Source organism: Chachezhania sediminis, assembly GCF_009765275.1.
In the GTDB taxonomy this organism is placed as follows: Bacteria; Pseudomonadota; Alphaproteobacteria; order Rhodobacterales; family Rhodobacteraceae; genus Chachezhania; species Chachezhania sediminis.
This window is the reverse complement of the sequence record NZ_VOPH01000003.1, coordinates 468,024-488,277: the sequence shown is the minus strand read 5'-3', so window position 1 is coordinate 488,277 and position 20,254 is coordinate 468,024. Positions and strand designations below refer to the sequence as shown.

At 65.7% G+C, this 20,254-nt stretch carries 20 protein-coding genes and 1 tRNA gene; 11 read left to right on the top strand and 10 right to left on the bottom strand.

Annotation, left to right across the window (positions count from 1 at the left end; genetic code table 11):
- Window positions 1-6 precede the first annotated feature (6 nt).
- Window positions 7-1,161: an SPFH domain-containing protein gene (locus tag FQK05_RS11725; RefSeq protein WP_158966917.1), complete on the top strand. Its 1,155-nt coding sequence runs from the start codon at window positions 7-9 to the stop codon at window positions 1,159-1,161.
- 34 nt (window positions 1,162-1,195) lie between these two features.
- On the opposite strand, the gene FQK05_RS11720 is transcribed toward FQK05_RS11725, so the two are convergent.
- A complete protein-coding gene (locus FQK05_RS11720; RefSeq protein WP_158966915.1) occupies window positions 1,196-1,630 on the bottom strand; it encodes a hypothetical protein in 435 nt (144 codons plus the stop codon).
- 125 nt (window positions 1,631-1,755) lie between these two features.
- On the opposite strand from FQK05_RS11720, the gene FQK05_RS11715 reads away from it, so the two are divergent.
- The 7 genes from FQK05_RS11715 to FQK05_RS11685 all read left to right on the top strand — a co-directional run bounded on the left by FQK05_RS11715 (window position 1,756) and on the right by FQK05_RS11685 (window position 9,498).
- Window positions 1,756-2,880: a TFIIB-type zinc finger domain-containing protein gene (locus FQK05_RS11715; protein WP_158966913.1), complete on the top strand. Its 1,125-nt coding sequence runs from the start codon at window positions 1,756-1,758 to the stop codon at window positions 2,878-2,880.
- A 284-nt stretch (window positions 2,881-3,164) separates the two neighbouring features.
- Entirely contained in the window at window positions 3,165-3,839 is a 675-nt protein-coding gene (locus FQK05_RS11710; RefSeq protein ID WP_158966911.1) for a nitroreductase, read from the top strand.
- 4 nt (window positions 3,840-3,843) lie between these two features.
- Window positions 3,844-4,287, top strand: a complete 444-nt coding sequence (gene dtd / locus FQK05_RS11705; protein WP_158966909.1) for a D-aminoacyl-tRNA deacylase — start codon at window positions 3,844-3,846, stop codon at window positions 4,285-4,287.
- A gap of 173 nt (window positions 4,288-4,460) precedes the next feature.
- Window positions 4,461-6,047, top strand: a complete 1,587-nt coding sequence (locus tag FQK05_RS11700) for an ABC transporter substrate-binding protein (RefSeq protein WP_158966907.1) — start codon at window positions 4,461-4,463, stop codon at window positions 6,045-6,047.
- Window position 6,048: 1 nt separating this feature from the next.
- Entirely contained in the window at window positions 6,049-7,005 is a 957-nt protein-coding gene (locus FQK05_RS11695; RefSeq protein WP_158966905.1) for an ABC transporter permease, read from the top strand.
- 46 nt (window positions 7,006-7,051) lie between these two features.
- A complete protein-coding gene (locus tag FQK05_RS11690) occupies window positions 7,052-7,867 on the top strand; it encodes an ABC transporter permease (RefSeq protein WP_158966903.1) in 816 nt (271 codons plus the stop codon).
- Window positions 7,864-9,498, top strand: a complete 1,635-nt coding sequence (locus FQK05_RS11685; RefSeq protein ID WP_158966901.1) for an ABC transporter ATP-binding protein — start codon at window positions 7,864-7,866, stop codon at window positions 9,496-9,498. The genes FQK05_RS11690 and FQK05_RS11685 overlap by 4 nt, the downstream gene beginning before the upstream one ends.
- On the opposite strand, the gene FQK05_RS11680 is transcribed toward FQK05_RS11685, so the two are convergent.
- A complete protein-coding gene (locus tag FQK05_RS11680; protein WP_158966899.1) occupies window positions 9,495-10,424 on the bottom strand; it encodes a LysR substrate-binding domain-containing protein in 930 nt (309 codons plus the stop codon). The two genes, FQK05_RS11685 and FQK05_RS11680, sit on opposite strands and share 4 nt — an antisense overlap.
- 96 nt (window positions 10,425-10,520) lie before the next feature.
- On the opposite strand from FQK05_RS11680, the gene FQK05_RS11675 reads away from it, so the two are divergent.
- Entirely contained in the window at window positions 10,521-10,754 is a 234-nt protein-coding gene (locus FQK05_RS11675) for a hypothetical protein (RefSeq protein WP_158966897.1), read from the top strand.
- A gap of 331 nt (window positions 10,755-11,085) precedes the next feature.
- On the opposite strand, the gene FQK05_RS11670 is transcribed toward FQK05_RS11675, so the two are convergent.
- The 8 genes from FQK05_RS11670 to FQK05_RS11635 all read right to left on the bottom strand — a co-directional run bounded on the left by FQK05_RS11670 (window position 11,086) and on the right by FQK05_RS11635 (window position 18,067).
- The gene (locus tag FQK05_RS11670) at window positions 11,086-11,406 is read right to left on the bottom strand and encodes a hypothetical protein (protein ID WP_158966895.1); all 321 of its coding nucleotides are present in this window, start codon (window positions 11,404-11,406) and stop codon (window positions 11,086-11,088) included.
- Window positions 11,407-11,423: 17 nt separating this feature from the next.
- Window positions 11,424-11,852, bottom strand: coding sequence for a hypothetical protein (locus FQK05_RS11665; protein WP_158966893.1), 429 nt, complete (start codon window positions 11,850-11,852; stop codon window positions 11,424-11,426).
- 61 nt (window positions 11,853-11,913) lie between these two features.
- Window positions 11,914-12,087 (bottom strand): hypothetical protein, encoded by a 174-nt coding sequence (locus tag FQK05_RS11660; RefSeq protein ID WP_158966891.1) that lies wholly within the window; start codon window positions 12,085-12,087, stop codon window positions 11,914-11,916.
- Window positions 12,088-12,185: 98 nt separating this feature from the next.
- Window positions 12,186-13,124: an alpha/beta hydrolase gene (locus FQK05_RS11655; protein ID WP_158966889.1), complete on the bottom strand. Its 939-nt coding sequence runs from the start codon at window positions 13,122-13,124 to the stop codon at window positions 12,186-12,188.
- 2 nt (window positions 13,125-13,126) lie between these two features.
- Window positions 13,127-15,052: an acyl-CoA synthetase gene (locus FQK05_RS11650; protein WP_158966887.1), complete on the bottom strand. Its 1,926-nt coding sequence runs from the start codon at window positions 15,050-15,052 to the stop codon at window positions 13,127-13,129.
- A 163-nt stretch (window positions 15,053-15,215) separates the two neighbouring features.
- Window positions 15,216-15,797, bottom strand: a complete 582-nt coding sequence (locus FQK05_RS11645; RefSeq protein WP_158966885.1) for a nuclear transport factor 2 family protein — start codon at window positions 15,795-15,797, stop codon at window positions 15,216-15,218.
- Window positions 15,798-15,985: 188 nt separating this feature from the next.
- Window positions 15,986-17,803, bottom strand: coding sequence for an ABC transporter transmembrane domain-containing protein (locus tag FQK05_RS11640; RefSeq protein ID WP_158966883.1), 1,818 nt, complete (start codon window positions 17,801-17,803; stop codon window positions 15,986-15,988).
- Between the two features lie 190 nt (window positions 17,804-17,993).
- Window positions 17,994-18,067 (bottom strand) — tRNA-Gly (locus FQK05_RS11635).
- Window positions 18,068-18,233: 166 nt separating this feature from the next.
- Here FQK05_RS11635 and FQK05_RS11630 point away from each other — a divergent pair.
- Both FQK05_RS11630 and FQK05_RS11625 read left to right on the top strand, forming a co-directional pair.
- Window positions 18,234-18,947 carry a dienelactone hydrolase family protein gene (locus FQK05_RS11630; RefSeq protein ID WP_158966881.1) on the top strand — a complete coding sequence of 238 codons (714 nt, stop codon included), beginning with the start codon at window positions 18,234-18,236 and terminating at the stop codon, window positions 18,945-18,947.
- Window positions 18,948-18,952: 5 nt separating this feature from the next.
- Complete coding sequence (locus tag FQK05_RS11625; protein ID WP_158966879.1) at window positions 18,953-20,191, top strand: lytic murein transglycosylase; 1,239 nt, start codon at window positions 18,953-18,955, stop codon at window positions 20,189-20,191.
- Window positions 20,192-20,254: the final 63 nt, after the last annotated feature.

The following is a 20,254-nucleotide window of genomic DNA, read 5'->3' as shown; positions in this document are numbered from 1 at the left end:
CACGATATGAGCCTCTTCGGTTTCCTCAGCGGCGAGTTCATCGACGTCATCGGCTGGACCGACAGCACCCGCGACACCATGGTCTGGCGCTTCGAACGCGAAGGCCACGCGATCAAGTACGGGGCCAAGCTGACGGTCCGCGAAGGCCAGGTCGCCGTCTTCGTCCACGAAGGCCAGCTGGCCGATGTCTTCAAGCCCGGTCTCTACATGCTGGAGACCAACAACATGCCGATCCTGACGACGCTTCAGCACTGGGACCACGGCTTCAAAAGCCCGTTCCAGTCGGAAATCTACTTCGTCGCCACGACCCGGTTCAACGACCTGAAATGGGGCACCAAGAACCCGATCATCTGCCGCGATCCGGAATTCGGCCCTGTGCGCCTGCGGGCCTATGGCACCTATTCGGTCCGGGTCACCGACGCCGCACGCTTCCTGACGGAAATCGTGGGCACCGACGGCGAATTCACGATGAACGAGATCAGCTTCCAGATCCGCAACATCATCGTGCAGGAATTCAGCCGGGTGATCGCAGGTTCCGGCATCCCGGTCCTGGACATGGCCGCCAACACGGCCGACCTGGGCAAGCTTGTGTCGACCCAGATCGCACCCACGCTGGAGGCCTATGGCCTGACCATCCCGGAACTTTACATCGAGAACATCTCGCTTCCGCCCGAGGTCGAGGCGACGCTGGACAAGCGCACATCAATCGGGATCGCGGGCGATCTGGGCAAATACACGCAGTTCGCGGCGGCGGAGGCGATGTCGGCCGCGGCCAGGAACCCGGCCGGGGGCGGCATGGCCGCGGGCATCGGTGCAGGCATGGGGCTGGGCATGGCACAGCAGATGAGCGGCATGGTCGGTCCCTGGGGCGCGGCCCCGGCAGCCGCACAGCACCCCGCAGCCCCGCAGCAGCCGGTCGTCGCGGCCCCGCCCCCACCTCCCCCGCCGCCAGCGGATCAGGTCTGGCACATCGCCGAGAACGGCGCGACCAAGGGCCCGTTTTCCCGGGCAGACCTGGGGCGGATGGTGACCGAAGGCGGTCTGACGCGCGACACCCATGTCTGGACCGCCGGTCAGGACGGCTGGCTGAAGGCCGATGAAGTGCCCGCGCTGGCGCAGCTTTTCACCGTGATGCCGCCCCCGCCGCCCCCGGGCGTGTGACATGGTAATGGACGGAGCCCTGCGGCCCGCGCCCCTAGTCCCGCGGTTTCGTGGGCGCACCGGGCCGGATGGCGGCCGACTTCCGGGCCGAGCTGGGGCGGATCGTGTAAAGCCACCACTTGGTCATTTCCGCCAGCAGCGCGTCCGAACTGCGCTGCATCGCGCTGCCCTCCTCGAACCCTTCCAGCGCGTCCTCGACATCGCCGGTCCGGGCCAGTTGGGCGATCTTCGCGGCTTCGATCAGGAAATCCCGGTGCAGCAGGCGGACCTTGTCGAAATGCGGGCCATGGGACCGGGCCGGGTCCTGGCCGACCTCGGCCAGCCATTTGCCCATCGGGCCCGTGTCTTCGCGCCGGACCAGCTCGACCGAGATCGCCTCGGGCATCCTGGCGACAGCCAGGCGCAGCTGCTGCTTCCAATGCCCGTGCCCGCGCACCATGTCCTGGATTTCGACGTTAAGCTGGTTCATTGGCATGGCCGGTTCCTCCCCCCTGGCAATGGCTGACCGCCCGTCGTCCAGAAGCGGATACCGGCGCCGGAAGGACCTGCCCCAGCCTCTGCGCGCCCCGACCCGAACGAAGAAAGTGTGTCAGTATGACGGAAAGCCTACCGCCTCTGCCAGAACCGGTCAAACCGGAGGTTGAGCACCATTTCCCCTGCGACCAGTGCGGTGCCGATTACCGCTTCGATCCCAAAAGCGGTCAGCTGGTCTGCGACCATTGCGGACATACCGAACATGTGGGCGCGGGTCCCTGGGGCCATGCGGCCCTGCAGGAACTGGATTTCGACGCTGCCGTGGCGCATCGGCTGCCCGAGGTCGAGATGGCTGTGGCCCGGGTCGTGTCCTGCCCCAATTGCGGGGCGACCTTCGAATTCGACCCCGCCACCCATGCCGCGGAATGCCCGTTCTGCGCGACGCCGGTGGTGACCGATACCGGCACGACAAGGGTGATCAAGCCCAAGGGCGTGCTGCCCTTCGCGCTGGACGAACCCGCCGCCCACAAGGCGATGACCGACTGGCTGGGCCGGCTGTGGTTCGCGCCCTCCGGCCTGAAGGACTATGCCCGCAAGGGGCGCAGGATGCAGGGGATCTATGTCCCCTACTGGACCTTCGATGCCGATACGACGTCCGACTATCGCGGCGAGCGCGGGGTGATCTATTATGAGACGCGGACGGTGATGCGGGACGGCAAGGCAGTGCAGGAACAAGTGGCCCGCATCCGCTGGTTCCCGGCAGCGGGACGGGTGCGGCGGTTCTTCGACGACGTGCTGGTGCTGGCCGCGACCAGCCTGCCGAAGAAGTTCACCGATGCGCTGGAACCCTGGGACCTGCCGGCGCTGGTGCCCTACCAGCCGCAGTTCCTGGCAGGGTTTCGGGCCGAAGGCTATACGGTCGAGCTGGTGGCGGGCTACCAGGAAGCGCGCGCGCACATGGCGCGCGTGATCGAGCGCGACGTGCGCTTCGACATCGGCGGCGACCAGCAGCGGATCCATTCGATCCAGACCGACGTGCGGGACGTGACCTTCAAGCACATCCTGCTGCCGGTGTGGCTGGCGGCCTACAAGTACCGGGGCGAGACCTATCGTTTCGTCGTCAACGGCCGCACCGGCCGGGTCCAGGGCGAACGGCCCTGGTCGGCCTGGAAGATCGCAGTGGCGGTGGTACTGGGCGCGATCGTGGCGGGCGCCGCGGGATACATCATCGCACACAGCCAGTAGGGTGCGTGGTTTCCACGCACCTTTCATGGACGGCGGTGCCTGCGGAGCACGCACCCTACGGCGGTTTTGCGGGCACCGCTTCATGGCGCGAATGTCGGACCCGCTTGCCTGTCTCGGTTGGGGGCTCTGCCCCCGCCGCCCGTTCCGGGCGACTCCCCCGAGGTATTTGGAGACCGAAGAAGTGGGGATATGGGGCCCGGGTTCGGGGTGGCGTGCGGTCGTTTCGGGTTGAAGCGGGCTTGGGGCGCGGTCAGTCTGGCCACCGGATTTTGCGGGAGGAATCGATGAGCATGGATCCTGTGGCGCTGGATGCGCTGTTTGCAGCGCGTTTTTCCTGTCGGGGGTTCAAGTCCGACCCGGTGCCCAGGGCCGAGATCGAGGCGATCGTCGATACAGCTCGCAAGGTGCCGTCATGGTGCAATGCGCAACCCTGGCAGTTGGTGGTCACCTCGGGACCCGAAACGGATGCATTCCGCTCGGCGCTGATCGCCGAAGCGACCTCGGGCACGCCGGGGACGGACCTGGACTTTCCCTCGGGCTATTCGGGCATCTACCAGGAGCGGCGGCGGACCTGCGGCTGGCAGCTTTACGATGCCGTTGGGGTGACCAAGGGGGACCGCGAGGGATCGGCCCGGCAGGCGATGGAGAACTTTGCCCTGTTCGGCGCGCCCCATTGCGCCATCGTGACAAGCCCCGCCGAGCTGGGCCCCTATGGCGGCGTCGATTGCGGCGGCTTCGTCACCGGCTTCACGCTTGCGGCCCAGGCGCGGGGCGTGGCGACCATCGCGCAGGCGGCCGTCGCAGGCTATGCCCCTTTCCTGCACCGCTATTTCGGCATTCCGGACGACCGTCTGGCGGTCTGTGCGATTTCCTTCGGCTATGCCGATCCGGACCATCCGGCGAACCGGTTCCGTACCGGGCGGGCCGAGGTCGCCGAGATCGTCGACTGGCGGGGCTGATCCCATGCGCGTGCTGCTGCAAAGGGTCGCCGAAGCCTCGGTCACCGTCGACGGAGAGGTGATCGGCGCCACGGAACGCGGGCTTCTGGTACTGATCTGCGCCATGCAGGGCGACGGACCGAACGAGGCCGAGAGGTTGGCCGCGAAGATCGCGAAGCTGCGGATCTTCCAGGACGAGAACGGGCGGATGAACCGCTCGGTGCTGGATATCGGGGGCGGTGCACTGGTGGTCAGCCAGTTCACCCTGGCCGCCGACACGAAGCGGGGCAACCGGCCGGGCTTTTCCTCTGCCGCGGCGCCGGAAGAGGGCGAAAAGCTCTACGAGCATTTTGCCCAGGCGCTGACAGATCAGGGGATCGACGTGGCAAAAGGACGCTTTGGCGCCGACATGAAGGTCGCCCTGATCAATGACGGGCCGGTGACAATCTGGATGGATACGGACGCCTGAGGTCGTATTTCCACTTTAATGCCAATGCTTTAACTTGAGGCATAGCGCGCGGAACCTGTCGCATTCCCCGGCGTCGGAGGCCTTGCCCCTTGCGACCCGGGGCGAAATCGGCATGCTCTGGCGCATTCGTCATCAAGAACCATGACGGTCCGGAACGGCCGCAGGAGGAATTCATGACCGATCAGCTTCACTATCTGGCCGCGCGGGTCGCCGTGGGCCGGATGTCGCGCCGCGCCTTCTTTGGCCGCGCCGCAGCCCTTGGCCTGACCGCCGCCGGCGCCAACCTTCTTCTGTCCAGCGCCGTCCAGGCCGCCGGCCCCCAGATGGGCGGAACCATCCGCATGGGGATCCAGGGTGGATCGACCTCGGACTCGCTGGACCCGGCACTGGGCACCAACACCGTCTCGCTGGCGCTTCTGCGCATGTGGGGCGAACCGCTGCTGGGCCTGGCGCCCCATGGCGGGCTGGAGCCCACGCTGGCGACGGAATACTGGTCCTCGCCCGATGCGAAGGTCTGGACCTTCAAGATCCGCACCGATGCCCAGTTCTCGAACGGCAAGAACGTGACCGCCGATGACGTGCTGCAGACGATGCTGCGCCATTCCGACGAGAACACGAAGTCCGGCGCCCTGGGCGTGATGCGCGGCATCACCAACATGCGGACCGAAGGCGACGACACCTTCATCGTCGAACTTGACGACGCGAATGCCGACCTGCCCTATCTGATGACGGACTGGCACCTGATCATCCAGCCGAACGGCGGGCGCGACGCCCCCGACGCGGCCATCGGCACCGGCCCCTACATCCTGAAGAGCGTCGACATGGGCGTGCGCTTCGTGGCCGAAAAGAACCCCAACTACTGGGGCGACATGGGCTATGCCGACACGATCGAGCTGGTGGTGATCAACGACAACACCGCCCGCGTGGCCGCCCTGCAATCGGGTCAGGTCGACATGATCGACCGCGTGCCGCCACAGACCGCGGGCCTGATCGGGCGCGCACCGGGGATCACGGTCCATTCGACCACCGGTCCGGGCCACTATGTGTTCATCGCCCATTGCGATGCCGCACCTTTCGACAACAACGACCTGCGTCTGGCGCTGAAGTACGGCATCGACCGGCAGGAGATGGTCGACAAGATCCTGGCCGGCTATGGCTCTATCGGGAACGACACGCCCATCAACGCGTATTATCCGCTTTATACCGAGCTGCCCCAGCGCGAATACGATCCCGACAAGGCCGCCTTTCACTACAAGAAGTCGGGCTTTGACGGGCCGATCCTGCTGCGCACCTCGGAAAACTCGTTCCCCGGCGCGCCGGATGCCTCCGCGCTGTTCCAGCAGTCGCTGGCCAAGGCCAACATCCCGCTGGAAATCAAGCGCGAGCCCAATGACGGCTACTGGTCGGAAGTCTGGAACGTCAAGCCGTTCTGCACGTCCTACTGGGGCGGCCGGTCGACCCAGGACCAGATGTATTCGACGGCCTACCTGTCGACCGCGGACTGGAACGACACCCGCTTCAACGATCCGAAGTTCGACCAGATGCTGATCGCGGCCCGGGCGGAACTGGACGAAGAGAAGCGCAAGGTCATGTATGCCGACATGGGCATGATCCTGAACGAAACAGGCGGCCTGGTCTGCCCGATGTTCAACGACTTCCTGGGCGCCACATCCGACCGCGTGGCCGGCTGGGTCGATGGGGTCCGGGGCTATGACCTCATGAACATGTACGGGCCCATGAAGATGTGGGTTGCCGCATAGGATGGGGCTTCTCGCAAGACTGCTGGCCCAGCGCATCGCGCTGGGCCTCGTCCTGCTCTTCGCGGCGTCGATCCTGATCTTTGTCGGGACATCGCTGATGCCGGGCGACGTGGCGCAGGAAATCCTGGGCCAGTCCGCCACGCCCGAAGCACTGGCGAACCTGCGCGCCGAGCTGGGACTGAACGAACCGCCGCTGACCCGATACATCAGCTGGCTGACCGGCGTGCTGCATGGCGATTTCGGCACCGCGCTGACCAACAACATGGACATCGCAACCTCCATCGGGAAACGGCTGTCGAACACGCTGTTCCTGGCAGGCTGCGCCGCGATCATCGCCGTACCGCTGGCGGTTCTGCTGGGCCTGATCGCCGTCCGCTTTCGCGACCGCTGGCCCGACCGGCTGATTTCCACGATCACGCTGGCCTCGATCTCGCTTCCGGAATTCCTGATCGGGTATCTGGTGATCTACTTCGTCGCGGTGAAGCTGCGCTGGTTCCCTTCGATGGCCATGGTCTATGACGGCATGACGCTGGCCCAAAAGCTGAATGCGGTCGCCCTGCCCGTGCTGGTCCTGGTGCTGGTGGTGCTGGCGCATATGATGCGGATGACCCGCGCCGCGATCCTGAACGTGATGCAGTCGGCCTATATCGAAACGGCAGAGCTGAAGGGCCTGAAGCGTTTCACCATCATCTGGCGGCACGCCTTCCCGAACGCGGTGGCCCCGGTGGTCAACGTCGTCATGCTGAACCTGGCCTACCTCGTCGTGGGCGTCGTGGTGGTCGAGGTCGTCTTCGTCTACCCGGGCATGGGCCAGTACATGGTGGACCACGTTTCCAAGCGCGACGTCCCCGTGGTGCAGGCCTGCGGAATGGTCTTTGCCTTCGTCTACATCAGCCTGAACATGATCGCCGACATCGTCGCGATCCTGGCCAACCCAAGGCTGAGGCATCCGAAATGACCGCGAACACCATCTACCCGACCCCGAACCAGCGGGGGGGCCGGACATGAGACGCATCCCCCTTGGTGCAGCCCTGGGCCTGATCATAACGGTCCTGTTCTTCCTGGCCGCAATCTTCGCGCCGCTGCTCGCGCCCTACGGCATGGCCGAGGTCGTGGGCGGCGTGTGGGAACCCGCATCCGACAAGTTCTGGCTGGGCACCGACAATATCGGGCGCGACCTGCTGACCCGGCTGATCTACGGCGGGCGGACGACGATCTTCATCGCCACGGCTGCGACGCTGGTGGCCTTCGGTGTCGGCACCGCGCTTGGCCTTCTGGCCGCGGTGCTGGGCGGCTGGGCCGATCAGGCGCTGTCGCGCTTTGTCGACCTTGTCATGTCGATCCCGGCCCTGATCTTCGCACTGGTCGTCCTGTCGGTCACGCCGACGACGGTGCTGGTGCTTGTTCTGGTGATGGGCCTGCTGGAATCCACGCGCGTCTTCCGGCTGTCCCGCGCCGTTGCCGTCGACATCACCGTCATGGATTATGTCGAGGCCGCGCGTCTGCGCGGCGAGCGCCGGACCTGGATCATCTTCCGGGAAATCCTGCCCAACGCCCTGTCGCCGCTGGTGTCCGAACTGGGCCTGCGCTTCATCTTCGGGGTGCTATTCATCTCCACCCTGTCGTTCCTGGGCCTTGGCGTGCAACCGCCGCAGGCCGACTGGGGCGGGATCGTGAAGGAGAACAAGGAAGGCATCGTCTATGGCATCCCGGCGGCGCTTTATCCCGCCGTCGCCATCGCGGCGCTGTCGATTTCGGTCAACCTCGTGGCCGACTGGGTGCTGAACCGCACCTCTTCGCTGAAAGGGGGCCGCGGATGACCCAGCTTCTGAAGATCAGGGACCTGAAGATCGGGGCCACCGTCTATCCCCCCGGAGAGCCGACCCGGTGGATGGAGATCGTCAAGGGCGTGTCGCTGGACCTGGAAAAGGGCAAGGTGGTGGGCCTGATCGGCGAAAGCGGCGCCGGCAAGTCGACCATCGGCCTCTCTGCCCTGGCCTATGGCCGCGGCGGGGTCGAGATCACGGGCGGCTCGGTCGACGTGAACGGCAGGGACATCCTGAAGATCCGTCCCGGTGCCCTGCGCAAGCTGCGCGGGGCCGAGGTCACCTATGTCGCCCAGTCCGCCGCCGCTGCCTTCAACCCGGCGCGGAAGCTCATGGACCAGGTGATCGAAACCTCGCTGGAACATGGGCGCCTGTCGAAATCCGAGGCCGAGGCGCGGGCGGTGGAACTGTTCCGCACCCTTGGCCTGCCGGATCCCGAAACCTTCGGCAAACGCTATCCGCACCAGGTGTCCGGCGGGCAGCTGCAGCGGGCAATGACGGCCATGGCACTGTGCCCCGGTCCCGACCTGGTGATCTTTGACGAGCCCACGACGGCCTTGGACGTGACCACCCAGATCGACGTGCTGGCCGCGATCAAGACCGCGATCCGGGAAACCGGCGTGGCCGCGATCTATATCACCCACGACCTGGCAGTCGTGGCGCAGGTCAGCGACCACATCATGGTCCTGCGCCATGGCGAGACGGTCGAATATGGCGAGACCGACCAGATCATCAACGCCCCGCGCGAGGAATATACCCGCGCGCTGGTGTCGGTCCGGCAGATCGAACATGTCGAAAAGGGCCCGGGCACAGAGCCTGTGCTGAAGGTCGAACACATCACCGCCCGCTATCGCGGCCTGCCCCGGGACGTGCTGCACGACATCAATGTCGAGGTCTATCCGGGCCAGACACTGGCCGTGGTGGGCGAAAGCGGATCGGGCAAGTCGACGCTGGCGCGGGTGATCACCGGGCTTCTGCCGCCGTCCGAAGGCAGCGTGACCTTCGACGGCCGCACCCTGTCGTCCGCGATGGAAGGCCGGACGCGCGAAGACCTTCGGCAGGTCCAGATGATCTACCAGATGGCGGACACAGCGATGAACCCGCGCCAGACCGTGGGCACGATCATCGGCCGCCCGCTGGAGTTCTATTTCGGCCTGCGCGGGGCCGAGAAGAAGCGGCGGGTCAAGGACCTGCTGGAAAAGATCGAGATGGGCGACGGCTTCCTGGACCGCTATCCGGCGGAACTGTCGGGCGGGCAGAAGCAGCGCGTCTGCATCGCCCGCGCGCTGGCGGCCGAACCTCAACTGATCCTGTGCGACGAGGTCACATCGGCCCTGGACCCGCTGGTTGCCGACGGCATCCTGAAGCTGCTTCTGGACCTGCAGAAGACCGAGAACGTGGCCTACATGTTCATCACCCACGACCTGGCAACGGTGCGGGCCATCGCCGATTCCATCGCGGTGATGTACCAGGGGCAGGTGGTCCGTTACGGCCCGAAAACGCAGGTCCTGTCGCCGCCCTTCGACGACTATACCGACCTGCTGCTGTCGTCGGTCCCGGAGATGGAGCTGGGCTGGCTAGAACAGGTCCTGAACACCCGCAAGATGCAAAGCGCGGGGAACTAGGCGCCCCCGCCCTGACCACCGCCCTGCCCCGCCCCTTCGGGCCCGGCGGGGCGGTCTATGACCGAGATCAGCCAGTCCAGGAAGACCTTCGCCTGCGGGCGCACCGGGCCCTTCGGCGTGGCCGCATAGTAACGGACCGAAAAGGGCGACGGTACGGGCAGACGCACCAGCGTCCCGGCCTCCAGGTCCGAGCGGACGATGATATCGGTCGCCGCGCACAGCCCCAGCCCCTGCCGCGCCGACGCCAGCTGGAAGATCGGCGTACCCAGGTCGACATTGCGCAGCTTCGCCGGGTCGAAGCCGAAGGCGCGGATCGTGCCTTCGTCATAGTCGGACCCTCGGGACCAGATCCACGGCAGCTCGTCCAGCGGCTTCATCCCCGGCCTCACCAGCGTTGGCGCCCCCACCAGGATCACCTCGCTTTCCAGCAGGAGGTGGGCATCGAAACCCGGCCAGTCGGGGTCGCCGAAGCTGGTCCGGATGCCGATGTCGAACCCCAGCGCCACAAGGTCGACAAGGTCCTGGGACGGCAGGACCGAAACGGCGATGTCGGGATGTCGCTCCCAGAACTCGTGCAGCCGCGGCAGGATCACCGATTGCGAGATGAAGACCGTTGCGGCGATCTGCACCGGCTGCGCCTGCTGCTGCCGGCGCACGTCGGCGATGCCCTGCGCCATGACGCCGAAACCTTCGGTCAGGCTGGCCGCCAGCCGGGCCCCGGCATCGGTCAGCTGGACACTGCGCCCGGACCGGCGGGCCAGGGCCACGCCCAGCTCTGCCTCCAGCCCGCGGACCTGCTGGGCCACGGCCGCATGGGTGACGTTCAGCGCCCGCGCCGCGGCCGCAAAGCTGCCCATCCGCGCTGTCAGTTCGAAGGCCCTGAGCGATGACAGGGACGGCAGGTGGCGCCAGTCGATATCCGACATGATAGTCCAACTATTGTTTTGGCAGTATTGCTGCTTCGCATCTTTCCATCACAGCGACTATGTCGGGGTTCGAGAGTCATGGAAAGGACCTCGATCATGCAAGCTGAGATTTACTCCGACCTGCTGCGCGCCACGGCCCGGTTCACCCCCGACGGACGCCCGGTCGACCGCAACCGCGACCATCTGATGGCCTTCCGCCAGGCCCGGAAGGGCCCAGCCGCCGCGACGGCGGCAAAGGGCCCGGGCCGGCTGCGGACCCTTCTGGGCGCTCTGTGGCAGCGCCCGCACGCGGCCAGCGCCGCACCCCGGAAGCCCGCGCCAGCCGCATAGGCCCGCCCGGGCAGCCCTCCCTACGAAACCGGAGGCGGCCAGAAGGCCTCCATCACAGGGGAAAAGGCCCCAAGATCCGGCGTCCACCCGCCCCGCTTGGCAGATACGCGCCCGAGGCCCAATCCCGGCGCGGTCGCTCGTGTCACGCTCTCTCGGGTGCGGGCTCAGGGCCGCACTGCCCATGCCGCCCCGCCTGTCACCCGTGAACGCAATACGCCGTCCGAATGTCGAAGAGCGCGCACCGCCCACAACAAGGGCCCGCTTTCAGGCATCCGTCAGCGGCAGGACGCGCTTGATTTCCGCGGGGCCGACCGGACCTGGAGACCTGACCCTAGATCGCGGCCAGAAGCGACTTGATCACCAGGCTTTTGAAGCCGTCCATCAGGTGCTTCAGCCGCGCCCGCGCAATACCTTTCGCCGACACGGCCAACATCTGGGCCTGTTCGGCCTTCATCTTCACGAGGAATTCGAATTCGTCCCGCTTGAGCTTCTTGTCGGCAAGCTCTTGGGCGTAACGCTTCAGGTCGTCCTGGGCATCGGCAAGAAACGCCAAAAGATCGGCCCTTGCATCGTCCGCAAAGGATTTCGCCACGTTTTCGACCAGGTCGGGAAGTCCTTCCTTGATGGCGTCGACTGCTTCATCCAAAGACATCTGGCACCTCGATCATATCAGTTCGGCTGCGGCACGGGGCATTTCGCGGGCTTGCCCTTGTTCGCCTCCAGACAGATCAGCCGGTCGAAGGCATCGGCGATATTGTCCCGGTATTCCCGGAGAAAGGCGGAATCCTTCGCCATTCCCCCGGGCCTTTCCCGGCGCCAGAATTCGACGAAGCCACCGACCATGTATCCACTTCTGCTGCGCAGGCGATCCCACATATAGGTGGCTTCCTCGTTGTCCCGAACGCCCGCGGAAAACTCGTATCCCTGGTCAAGTTTCAGCAGGACCGCATCCGCGGCATCCCGGTTGGCGCTGTAGGATCCGGTCGCTTTTTCGATCAGGGCCAACGACTGGGCTTTGGCTTCGGTGGCATTCGTGTAGGCCGCCAGCGAATAGTCGGCATAATTCAGGCAGGCGGCCAGGGCGAATGGCAGCAACACGGCGGCAAATCGACGAACCGATGAAGCCACAAGGCACCCTCCAATTCCCTGAACCCGCCGGTCAGCCTATCAGCCCCGCCCCTTCATTCAAGAAAAAGTAAAAGAAACCCACCTGAAATTGTGACTGATGTCCTTGCACCAGCACAGGTTGTACACCATCTTGCTGTAAAAAATCGAGCGGCCCCATGTTCCGCATCGAAGACGCAACCGGACTTTCCATTTCTTTCAGGTCCATTTTCAGGACGGCATCCGAAGCCGGCGGGCGCTTTCAAGAAAGCCCATTTTCCGTGACATGACCCGAACCATGTCCCTCCGCCAGGTGGAGATTCGACGCTATTCTTCCTCGTCGTAGGGCCAGATGCGCTGGCCCAGCGCCTCGATTGCCAGGACGATCCGTTCAAAGGCGCCATGGGCGCGTTCGGAATATGTGCGGGCGCGCAGGAAGGAATGGACCAGGCCCGGCTCGTTCTCCCAGTAGACGCGAACACCGGCGGCGCGCAGCTTGTCGCGATAGGCCATGCCGTCATCCCGCAGCGGATCGCAGTCGGCGGTAAAGATCGCCGTGGGGGGCAGGTCCTCGAAATCGGTGTCGTAAAGCGGCGCATAGGTCGCGTCGCCCTCGACCGACTGGCCGTCTTCCAGGCGGACGAACTGGTAGAATTCCATCTCGTCCCGGGTCAGCAGCGGAGCATTGGCGTTTTCCGTATAGGACGGCAGGCTGTCGTTGCCGCCCAACCCCGGATAGATCAGCACCTGCCCCACGACGCGCACATCGGTTCCGCGCATCGCATGGGCCACCACGGCGGCCAGGTTGCCACCGGCGCTGTCGCCGGCCAACACGATGTCATCCTCGGGGAACTTGCGCGACGCCCACAGCACCGCGGTCTTGCAGTCGTCGAAGGCCGCCGGGTGCTTGTGTTCCGGCGCAAGGCGATAATCGACCGAGATCACGCGATAGCCGGTCTGGGCGCAAATTTCGGCACAGACATCGTCATGACTGTCCAGACTGCCCACCACGAAACCGCCGCCGTGAAAGAACATGACCGTCGCCGTGGGGGTGCCCGCGGTGTAGATCCGGATCTTCACGCCGTCGGCGGACCGGTCCTCGGTCTCTACCCCCGGCGGATGCGGCTGATGGAAGAATGCGGCCATCTCGTCATAGACTTGGCGCTGCTGTTCTATGGTCCGTTCGACCGCATCTTCGGGATAGCGACCGATCACGTCACGGATGTATCGCCAGGTATCCGCGTCGATCTCTGTCTCGTAGTCCATGTTCAGACGACCTCGGGTTCCGCTGCCGCGGCCTTGTCCGCCGCATCGGCCCATTCCCATGGACGGGTGAATTCGCCAAGAACATGGGACACTTTGTCCGCATCCGCGCCGTTCCGGGCCACCTGGGCGACCAGTCCCAGTTTCTTGTTTTCCACCACCGACACAACGCGGGCCTTCAGGCCTGCCTCTTCCAGCGCCCCGTTATAGACGCGGGTGATCGCGCTTTTCCGCAGGTCCGGCTTGAAGACCTTGCCCACGGCCGTCTTAGGCAGTTCCGGCAGGATCTCGATATATTTGGGCTGGGCCGCGCGCTCGTGAACCCGCAGCTTGCAATAGTCGATCAGTTCCTGGGACGTGACCGTAGCGCCCTGGACCAGTTCCACATAGGCGCAGGGCAGTTCGCCCGCCCGCGCGTCGGGCTGGCCGATGGCGCCGGCCATCGCGACAGCCTTGTGGCCCACCAGCGCCTCCTCGATCTCGGCCGGGTCGATGTTGTGACCGCCGCGGATGATCAGGTCTTTTGCGCGCCCGGTGATCCAGACATAGCTGTCGGTATCGATCCGGCCCAGATCGCCGGTCCGCAGGTATTCGCCGTAGTAATAGAGGTCCTTGTTCTTATCGAGTTCGGTATAGGTCCCGCCCGGCCGCACACCGGGGTTCGACACGCAGATCTCTCCCACCTCGTCGGTGCCGCATTCGACCGGGCCTGCGGGCGTGTTCTTGATGATCTTGACCGACGTGTAGGGATAGGGAATGCCGATGGAGCCGACCTTCTTTTCCCCTTCCGGCGGGTTGCCGCAGACAAGGCAGGTGGCTTCGGTCAGGCCATAGCCTTCGATGATGGTGACGCCCGTCGCCTCTTCGAACCGCTTGAAGAGTTCCAACGGCAGGGGCGCAGAGCCCGAAAAGGCCGTCTTGACGGTCGAGATGTCGGCGTCGACCGGGCGCTGCATGCAGGCGGAAATCGCCGTGGGGACCGTGATGATGAAGGTCGTCTTCCAGCGTTCGTTCAGCTTCCAGAAGTTGTCGAACACGCCTTCGCCCCGATAGCCGGCGGGCGTGGGAAAGATCACGTGCGCCCCGGAATAGACCGCGGCCATCAGGATCACGTGGCAGGCAAAGACATGGAACAGCGGCAGCGGGCACATCACGTTGTCGCCCACCTTGAACAGCAGGTCGCCCCCCAGCCAGCCGTTGTAGACGATGCCGGAATAGGAATGCTGTGCCACCTTGGGCATGCCGGTCGTGCCGCCGGTGTGGAAATAGCAGGCGATCCGGTCTTCCGTCGCATCCGCGAAGGTCAGGGTCTTCGGCTGCCTGGCCAGTTCCGCGTTGAAGTTCAGATAGGTGGCATGGGTCGCCTTCGTCTCGATCTTGGGACGGATCAGCGGCACGATCCAGCTTTTGGGCGCCGTCAGGTAGCGGTTCAGGTCGATTTCCAGCACGGTCGAGACATTGGGCGCATGGCGCACCGCTTCGGCCACCTTCTGGGCCACGTCGCTTTGCGGGAAGGGTTTCAGCGTGACGACGACCTTCGCCTTCGTCTCCCGCAGGATCGAGGCGATGTGTTCCGGTTCCAGAAGCGGGTTCACCGGGTTGGCGATGCCGGCAATGGCGCCGCCCAGAAGCGTCACCACAGTCTCGTTGCAGTTGGGCAGGACATAGGCCACCGTGTCGCTTTCACCCACACCAAGGGAACGGAACAGGTTCGCCGCCTGCACCGTCTTGTCATAAAGCTGCTGCCAGGTCAGGGTTTCGGCCTTGTCGGTCGGGCCGGACTGAAGCTGGAAGGTGATGGCCTTCTCTTTCGGGTGCTTGTCCGTCGTGCGCTTCAGCATCTCGTACAGCGTCTTCGGCACCGGGCGTTCGCTCCAGGGCATTTCCGCCTCGATGGCCTTGCAATCCGCCAGATTGGTGATGGTGCGCATGACGTTCCTCCCTTGTGCGCCTGAAGGCGCAATCCCTCGTTCGGAAAGATGCGGTCAAAGGTGATATTGCGCAAGACTTGCAAGGGCATGTCCACGGGGAAAGCGGCCGCCTGCGCATTGTCGCGGTCCGCGTCGGGCCCGCGGATCCCGACCCGCGCCCGGGTCAGACCGGCCCGTCGGGGAAATCGTGCCAGCGGTCGATCTTCCAGACCCCGTCCTGCTTCACCAGCCAGCCTTCGTAGTTCAGGCTGCCGACGGCGGTGAAGGCGGTGCCCTCCGTCGTGTTGGTCAACAGGCCTTGCACGGTGATGTGGGCGGTTGTCGGCGTCTGTTCCAGCACCAGGATGTTCGGCATCAGATGTCGCCGCTTCTGGCCAGAGGTCGCGAAATCCTTCATCCGCGCCCGCCAGAAGGTGCGGAACCCCTCACCCGTGAAGGACAAAGCCCCCTCGCCCGGGACACCAGCGACAAAGGTGCAGTCGTCGGTGAAAAGGGCGAACCACGGGTCGGCCTGGGCATTGTCGTAGAAGAAGGAATAAGCATAAAGCACGTTGGCAATCGCCAGCCGGTCGGCGGCGTCGAAATCCGTGGCGCCGGCGGGCCCTGTGAGCGTGTAGCCCAGCAACGGTTTGGACGTTCTATCGACCGTGGCCCCCGGCGGAACCGCGGGCGTATCTTCAGCCAGCGCCGGCAGGGCCAGCAGGATGGCCGTCACCACGGCCGGAAGAAACGTCGTTTTCACCATCGTACACACTCCGGAACACGTGCCGCCCGGTTCCGGCCGGCACCTACACCGGTACCATTGCACCATGACCCCCGGCGCGCCAACATCCCATCGCTCCCGAAGGGGGCGGCGAGGGCCGGACGGATCGGCCGCGGCAGGCCCGCTGGGCCCGCCACAAGGACGAGATCCCGGCCGGACTGCCCGACCGGTCAGGCCGCGACGCTGCCGTCGGTGAATTGCAGCCGCGCCAGACGCGCGTAAAGCCCGCCCTCGGCCACCAGTTGGTCGTGGGTGCCCTGCGCGACGATTTTCCCGGCTTCCATGACCACGATCCGGTCGGCCTTCTTCACCGTCGCCAGGCGGTGGGCCACGATCAGCATCGTCCGCCCCTGCCGCAGCCCATCGACCGCCTGCTGCACGGCCCGTTCGCTTTCGGCGTCCAGCGCGCTTGTCGCCTCGTCCAGAAGCAGGACCGGCGCATCCCGCAGGATCGCCCGGGCCAGCGCGATCCGTTGCTTCTGCCCGCCCGACAGCATCACGCCGCGTTCGCCCACATAGGTATCGAACCCCTCCGGCAGCGCCGCGATGAAGTCATGGGCCGCAGCTGCACGCGCCGCATCCTCGACCTCGGCATCCGTGGCCTCTGGGCGGCCGAAGCGGATGTTCTCGCGGGCGGAGGACGCGAAAATCACCGGGTCCTGCGGCACCAGCGCCAGCAGGCGGCGGAAGTCGGTCCGGGCCAGGTCCTTCAGGTCCACGCCATCCAGCCGCACGGCGCCGGTATCGGGGTCGTAGAAGCGCAGCAGCAATTGCAGGATTGTCGACTTGCCCGCCCCGCTGGGGCCGACGAAGGCCACCGTCTCGCCCGGATTGATCGTCAGCGAGACATGGTCGAGCGCCGCAGGTTCCGGCCGCGAGGGATAGCGGAAGACCACGTCGTCCAGCACGATCTCGCCCCGCACGGGCGTTGGCAGCGCCACCGGTGCGGCGGGGTCGTTCACGCTGTCCTGAACGCCCAGCAGTTCCACGATCCGCTCGGTCGCGCCAGCGGCGCGCTGCAGTTCGCCCATGATCTCGGACAGGGCCGCGACCGATCCGGCGACCATCACGGAATAGATCACGAACTGGATCAGCATCCCGTCGGTCATCGTGCCCGCCCGCACGTCTCGCGCACCGATCCACAGGACGCCGATGATTCCCGTGAAGACCAGGAAGATGATGATCACCGTCATCAGGGCCCGGGTCCGGATCCGGACCAGAGACACATCATAGGATGTTTCGGTCATCTTCGCGAAATCGGCCTGGTTCAGCGATTCATGCGTGAAGGCCTGCACCGTCTGGACGGACGACAGCGCCTCGGAGGCGTTGCCGGACGACGCCGCGATCCAGTCCTGGTTCTCGCGGCTGATCTTGCGAAGCTTCCGGCCCAGGACCAGGATCGGCACGATCACCGCCGGCACGATCAGCAGGACCAGACCCGAAAGCTTGGCCGAAGTCAGCAGCATCAGCACCATACCGCCCAGCAGGATCAGCAGGTTCCGAAGCGCGATGGACGCGGAAGACCCCAGCACCGACTGCACCAGCGTGGTATCGGTGGTGATACGGCTCAGCACCTCGCCCGTCATGATCTTCTCGAAGAAGGTCGGGCTCATGGAAATCACGCGGTTGAAGACCGCCATCCGGATATCCGCCACCACCCGTTCGCCCAACCGGGTGACCAGCGCATAACGCAGCCCCGTCCCGAGCGCCAGAAGCCCGGCAATGCCCAGCGCGGCCAGCACGTATTTGTCCAGCATCTCTGCATTGGTGCCGCGGAAATTGTCGACCACGCGGCGCACGGCCAGAGGCAGGGTCAGCGAGACCGAGGCCGTCAGCACCAGCGCGCCCAGCGCCCCCAGGATCAGCGCCTTGTAGGGCTTCAGGAAAGGCCACAGCGCCCGAAGGCTGGACACCTTCTTGGACCGTTCCCGTTCCTCGGTCGCTCCGGGGGCATTGCCACCTCCGGCCTGACTGGGCCTGCGCGCCATGTTCCGTCCCCCGCGTTGCCTGTGGCACCTGCGTCCGGACGCTCCCGGCGCTGTGCTGGGCGTCTACTTGACCCTACAGGGCAAGGGGGTCAAGCCGGGAACAGGCGTCACGCGGTTGCGTCGCAGGGGCGTATGGTCCGAAAGGCCCGCGCCGAACGCCAAGATCGAAAACCGTATCGGGCCGGGAAACTGGAGCGGGTAGACGGAATCGAACCGACATAGCCTGCTTGGAAGGCAGGGGCTTTACCATTAAGCTATACCCGCTTGGGTGTGACGGAATTAGTCGATCCGCAAGGCGTGGTCAACCGGGCTCGACGTACGGATACCGGGCGCGGTTCGGTCCCGCGCCTGCCGTCGTGCCGGCATCGTCTTGCCATCCCGCCTGCGGGCGATAGGGTGCGCCCGTCCACCATCCAAGGGAGCCCATACGATGATCCGGACCGAGGAAATCGTCTACGACTGTTCTGGCCTGTCCTTTACCGGCACCATCGTCTTCGACGATGCGGCAGGCCCCCGTCCCGGCGTACTGGTGGCCCATGCCTTCGGCGGCAAGGGTCCGGTGGAAATCGCCGCGGCCGAGAAACTGGCCGCGATGGGCTATGTCGGATTTGCGGCCGATGTCTATGGTGGCGGCGTTCGCGCGACCGACCGCGAGCAGGCCTCGGCCATGATGCGCCCGCTGAATGCCGACCGTGCGGAACTGCTGCGCCGGCTGAAGGCGTCGCAGGCGGCGATGGCCGCACATCCGGCAGTGGACGCTGACCGGCTGGCCGCCATCGGCTTCTGCTTCGGCGGAAAGTCCGTTCTGGACATGGCCCGCGGCAATACCGGCGTTCAGGCGGTGGCCAGTTTCCACGGCATCTTCGACCAGCCGCAGGACCCCGGGACGGACGACATCGCGGCCTCGGTCCTTGTGCTCCACGGCTGGGACGATCCGCTGGCGACGCCGGAACAGACCGTGGCCCTGGGGCAGGAACTGACCGCGCGCAAGGCCGACTGGCAGATCCTGGCGATGGGCCATACCGGCCATGCCTTCACGAACCCCGCCGCTGCCGACCGCGACGGCGGCAGCTTCTACGAACCCCGCTCCACCGACCGTGGCTGGGCCGCGGTGACCGGCCTTCTGGCCGAAACCTTCGGCTGACGCCCATGCGCCTGCTGCCGGTCCTTGCCGCCCTTCTGTGCCTTGTGGCCGCGCCCCTGGCCGCCCAGAACCGGGGGGCCGTCGAAGCGCAGTACCGGCAGTGGCTGCAGACCACGATCTGGCCCCTGGCCCGGGCCAGGGGCGTGTCCCGCGGCACCTTCGACGCGGCCTTCGAGGGGGCGATGCTGGACTGGGATCTGCCGGATCTCGTGCCGCCCGGGGCCAAGGCAAAGACCCCGACCAAACAAAGGCAGGCAGAGTTCGGGTCCCCCGGCAAGTACTTCAACTCGGGTTCGGTCAACGGCGCGACTTCGGTCGGTCGGCAGATGGCCCAGCGCCATGCCGCGGCATTGCAAAGGACCGAACAAAAGACCGGCGTGCCCGGGCGGATCGTCCTTGGGATCTGGGGACGCGAAAGCGGCTATGGCAGGGTCGCCATCCCGCACGATGCCTTCGAGGTGCTGGGCACCAAGGCCTTCATGAGCACGCGCAAGGACTACTTCACGGACGAACTGATCGCGGCGCTTCAGATCGCCCAAGCCGGCCATGTCCCTGCGACGGCCATGAAAAGCAGCTGGGCCGGCGCGCTGGGGCAGCCCCAGTTCATGCCGTCGAGCTTCCTGAAATACGCGGCCGACGGGAACGGCGACGGCCATGCCGACATCTGGACGTCCGAGACGGATACCATCGCCTCCATCGGCAACTACCTGGCTCGGCACGGCTGGGTCGCGGGCCGCGACTGGGGGTTCGAGGTAACGGTGCCCGACAGTGTGTCCTGCACGCTGGAAGGCCCCGACCAGGGCCGCAGGATCGCGGAGTGGGAGTCGCTGGGGATTCGCCGCGTCAATGGCCGCCCCTTCCCTGCCAGCGAACGGTCCGGCCAGGGCTTCCTTATGATGCCCGCGGGCCGCAACGGGCCGGCCTTCATCGTGACGCCAAACTTCTATGTCCTGAAGGACTATAACAAGAGCGACCTCTACGCCCTGTTCGTGGGCCACGTGGGGGACCGGATCCAGTACGGGGTCGGCGACTTTTCCGGCCGCTGGGGCAATGTCGGCGGACTGGACCGGTCCGATGTCGCCTCGATGCAGCGGGCGCTGGAAAAGCAGGGCCACGATGTCGGGGGCGCGGACGGCCTGGCGGGGTTCAAGACGCGGCGGTCCATCGGGCGCTGGCAGGAAAGGCAGGGGCAGGCCGCGACCTGTTTCCCCGAGGCGCCGATGAAACGGCAGCTGCGCGGCTGATACGCCCCTTTGATGACGGCCGCCCGGGCGCTAAGCTGATCGGGCAACGGCAGACCCGCGGCA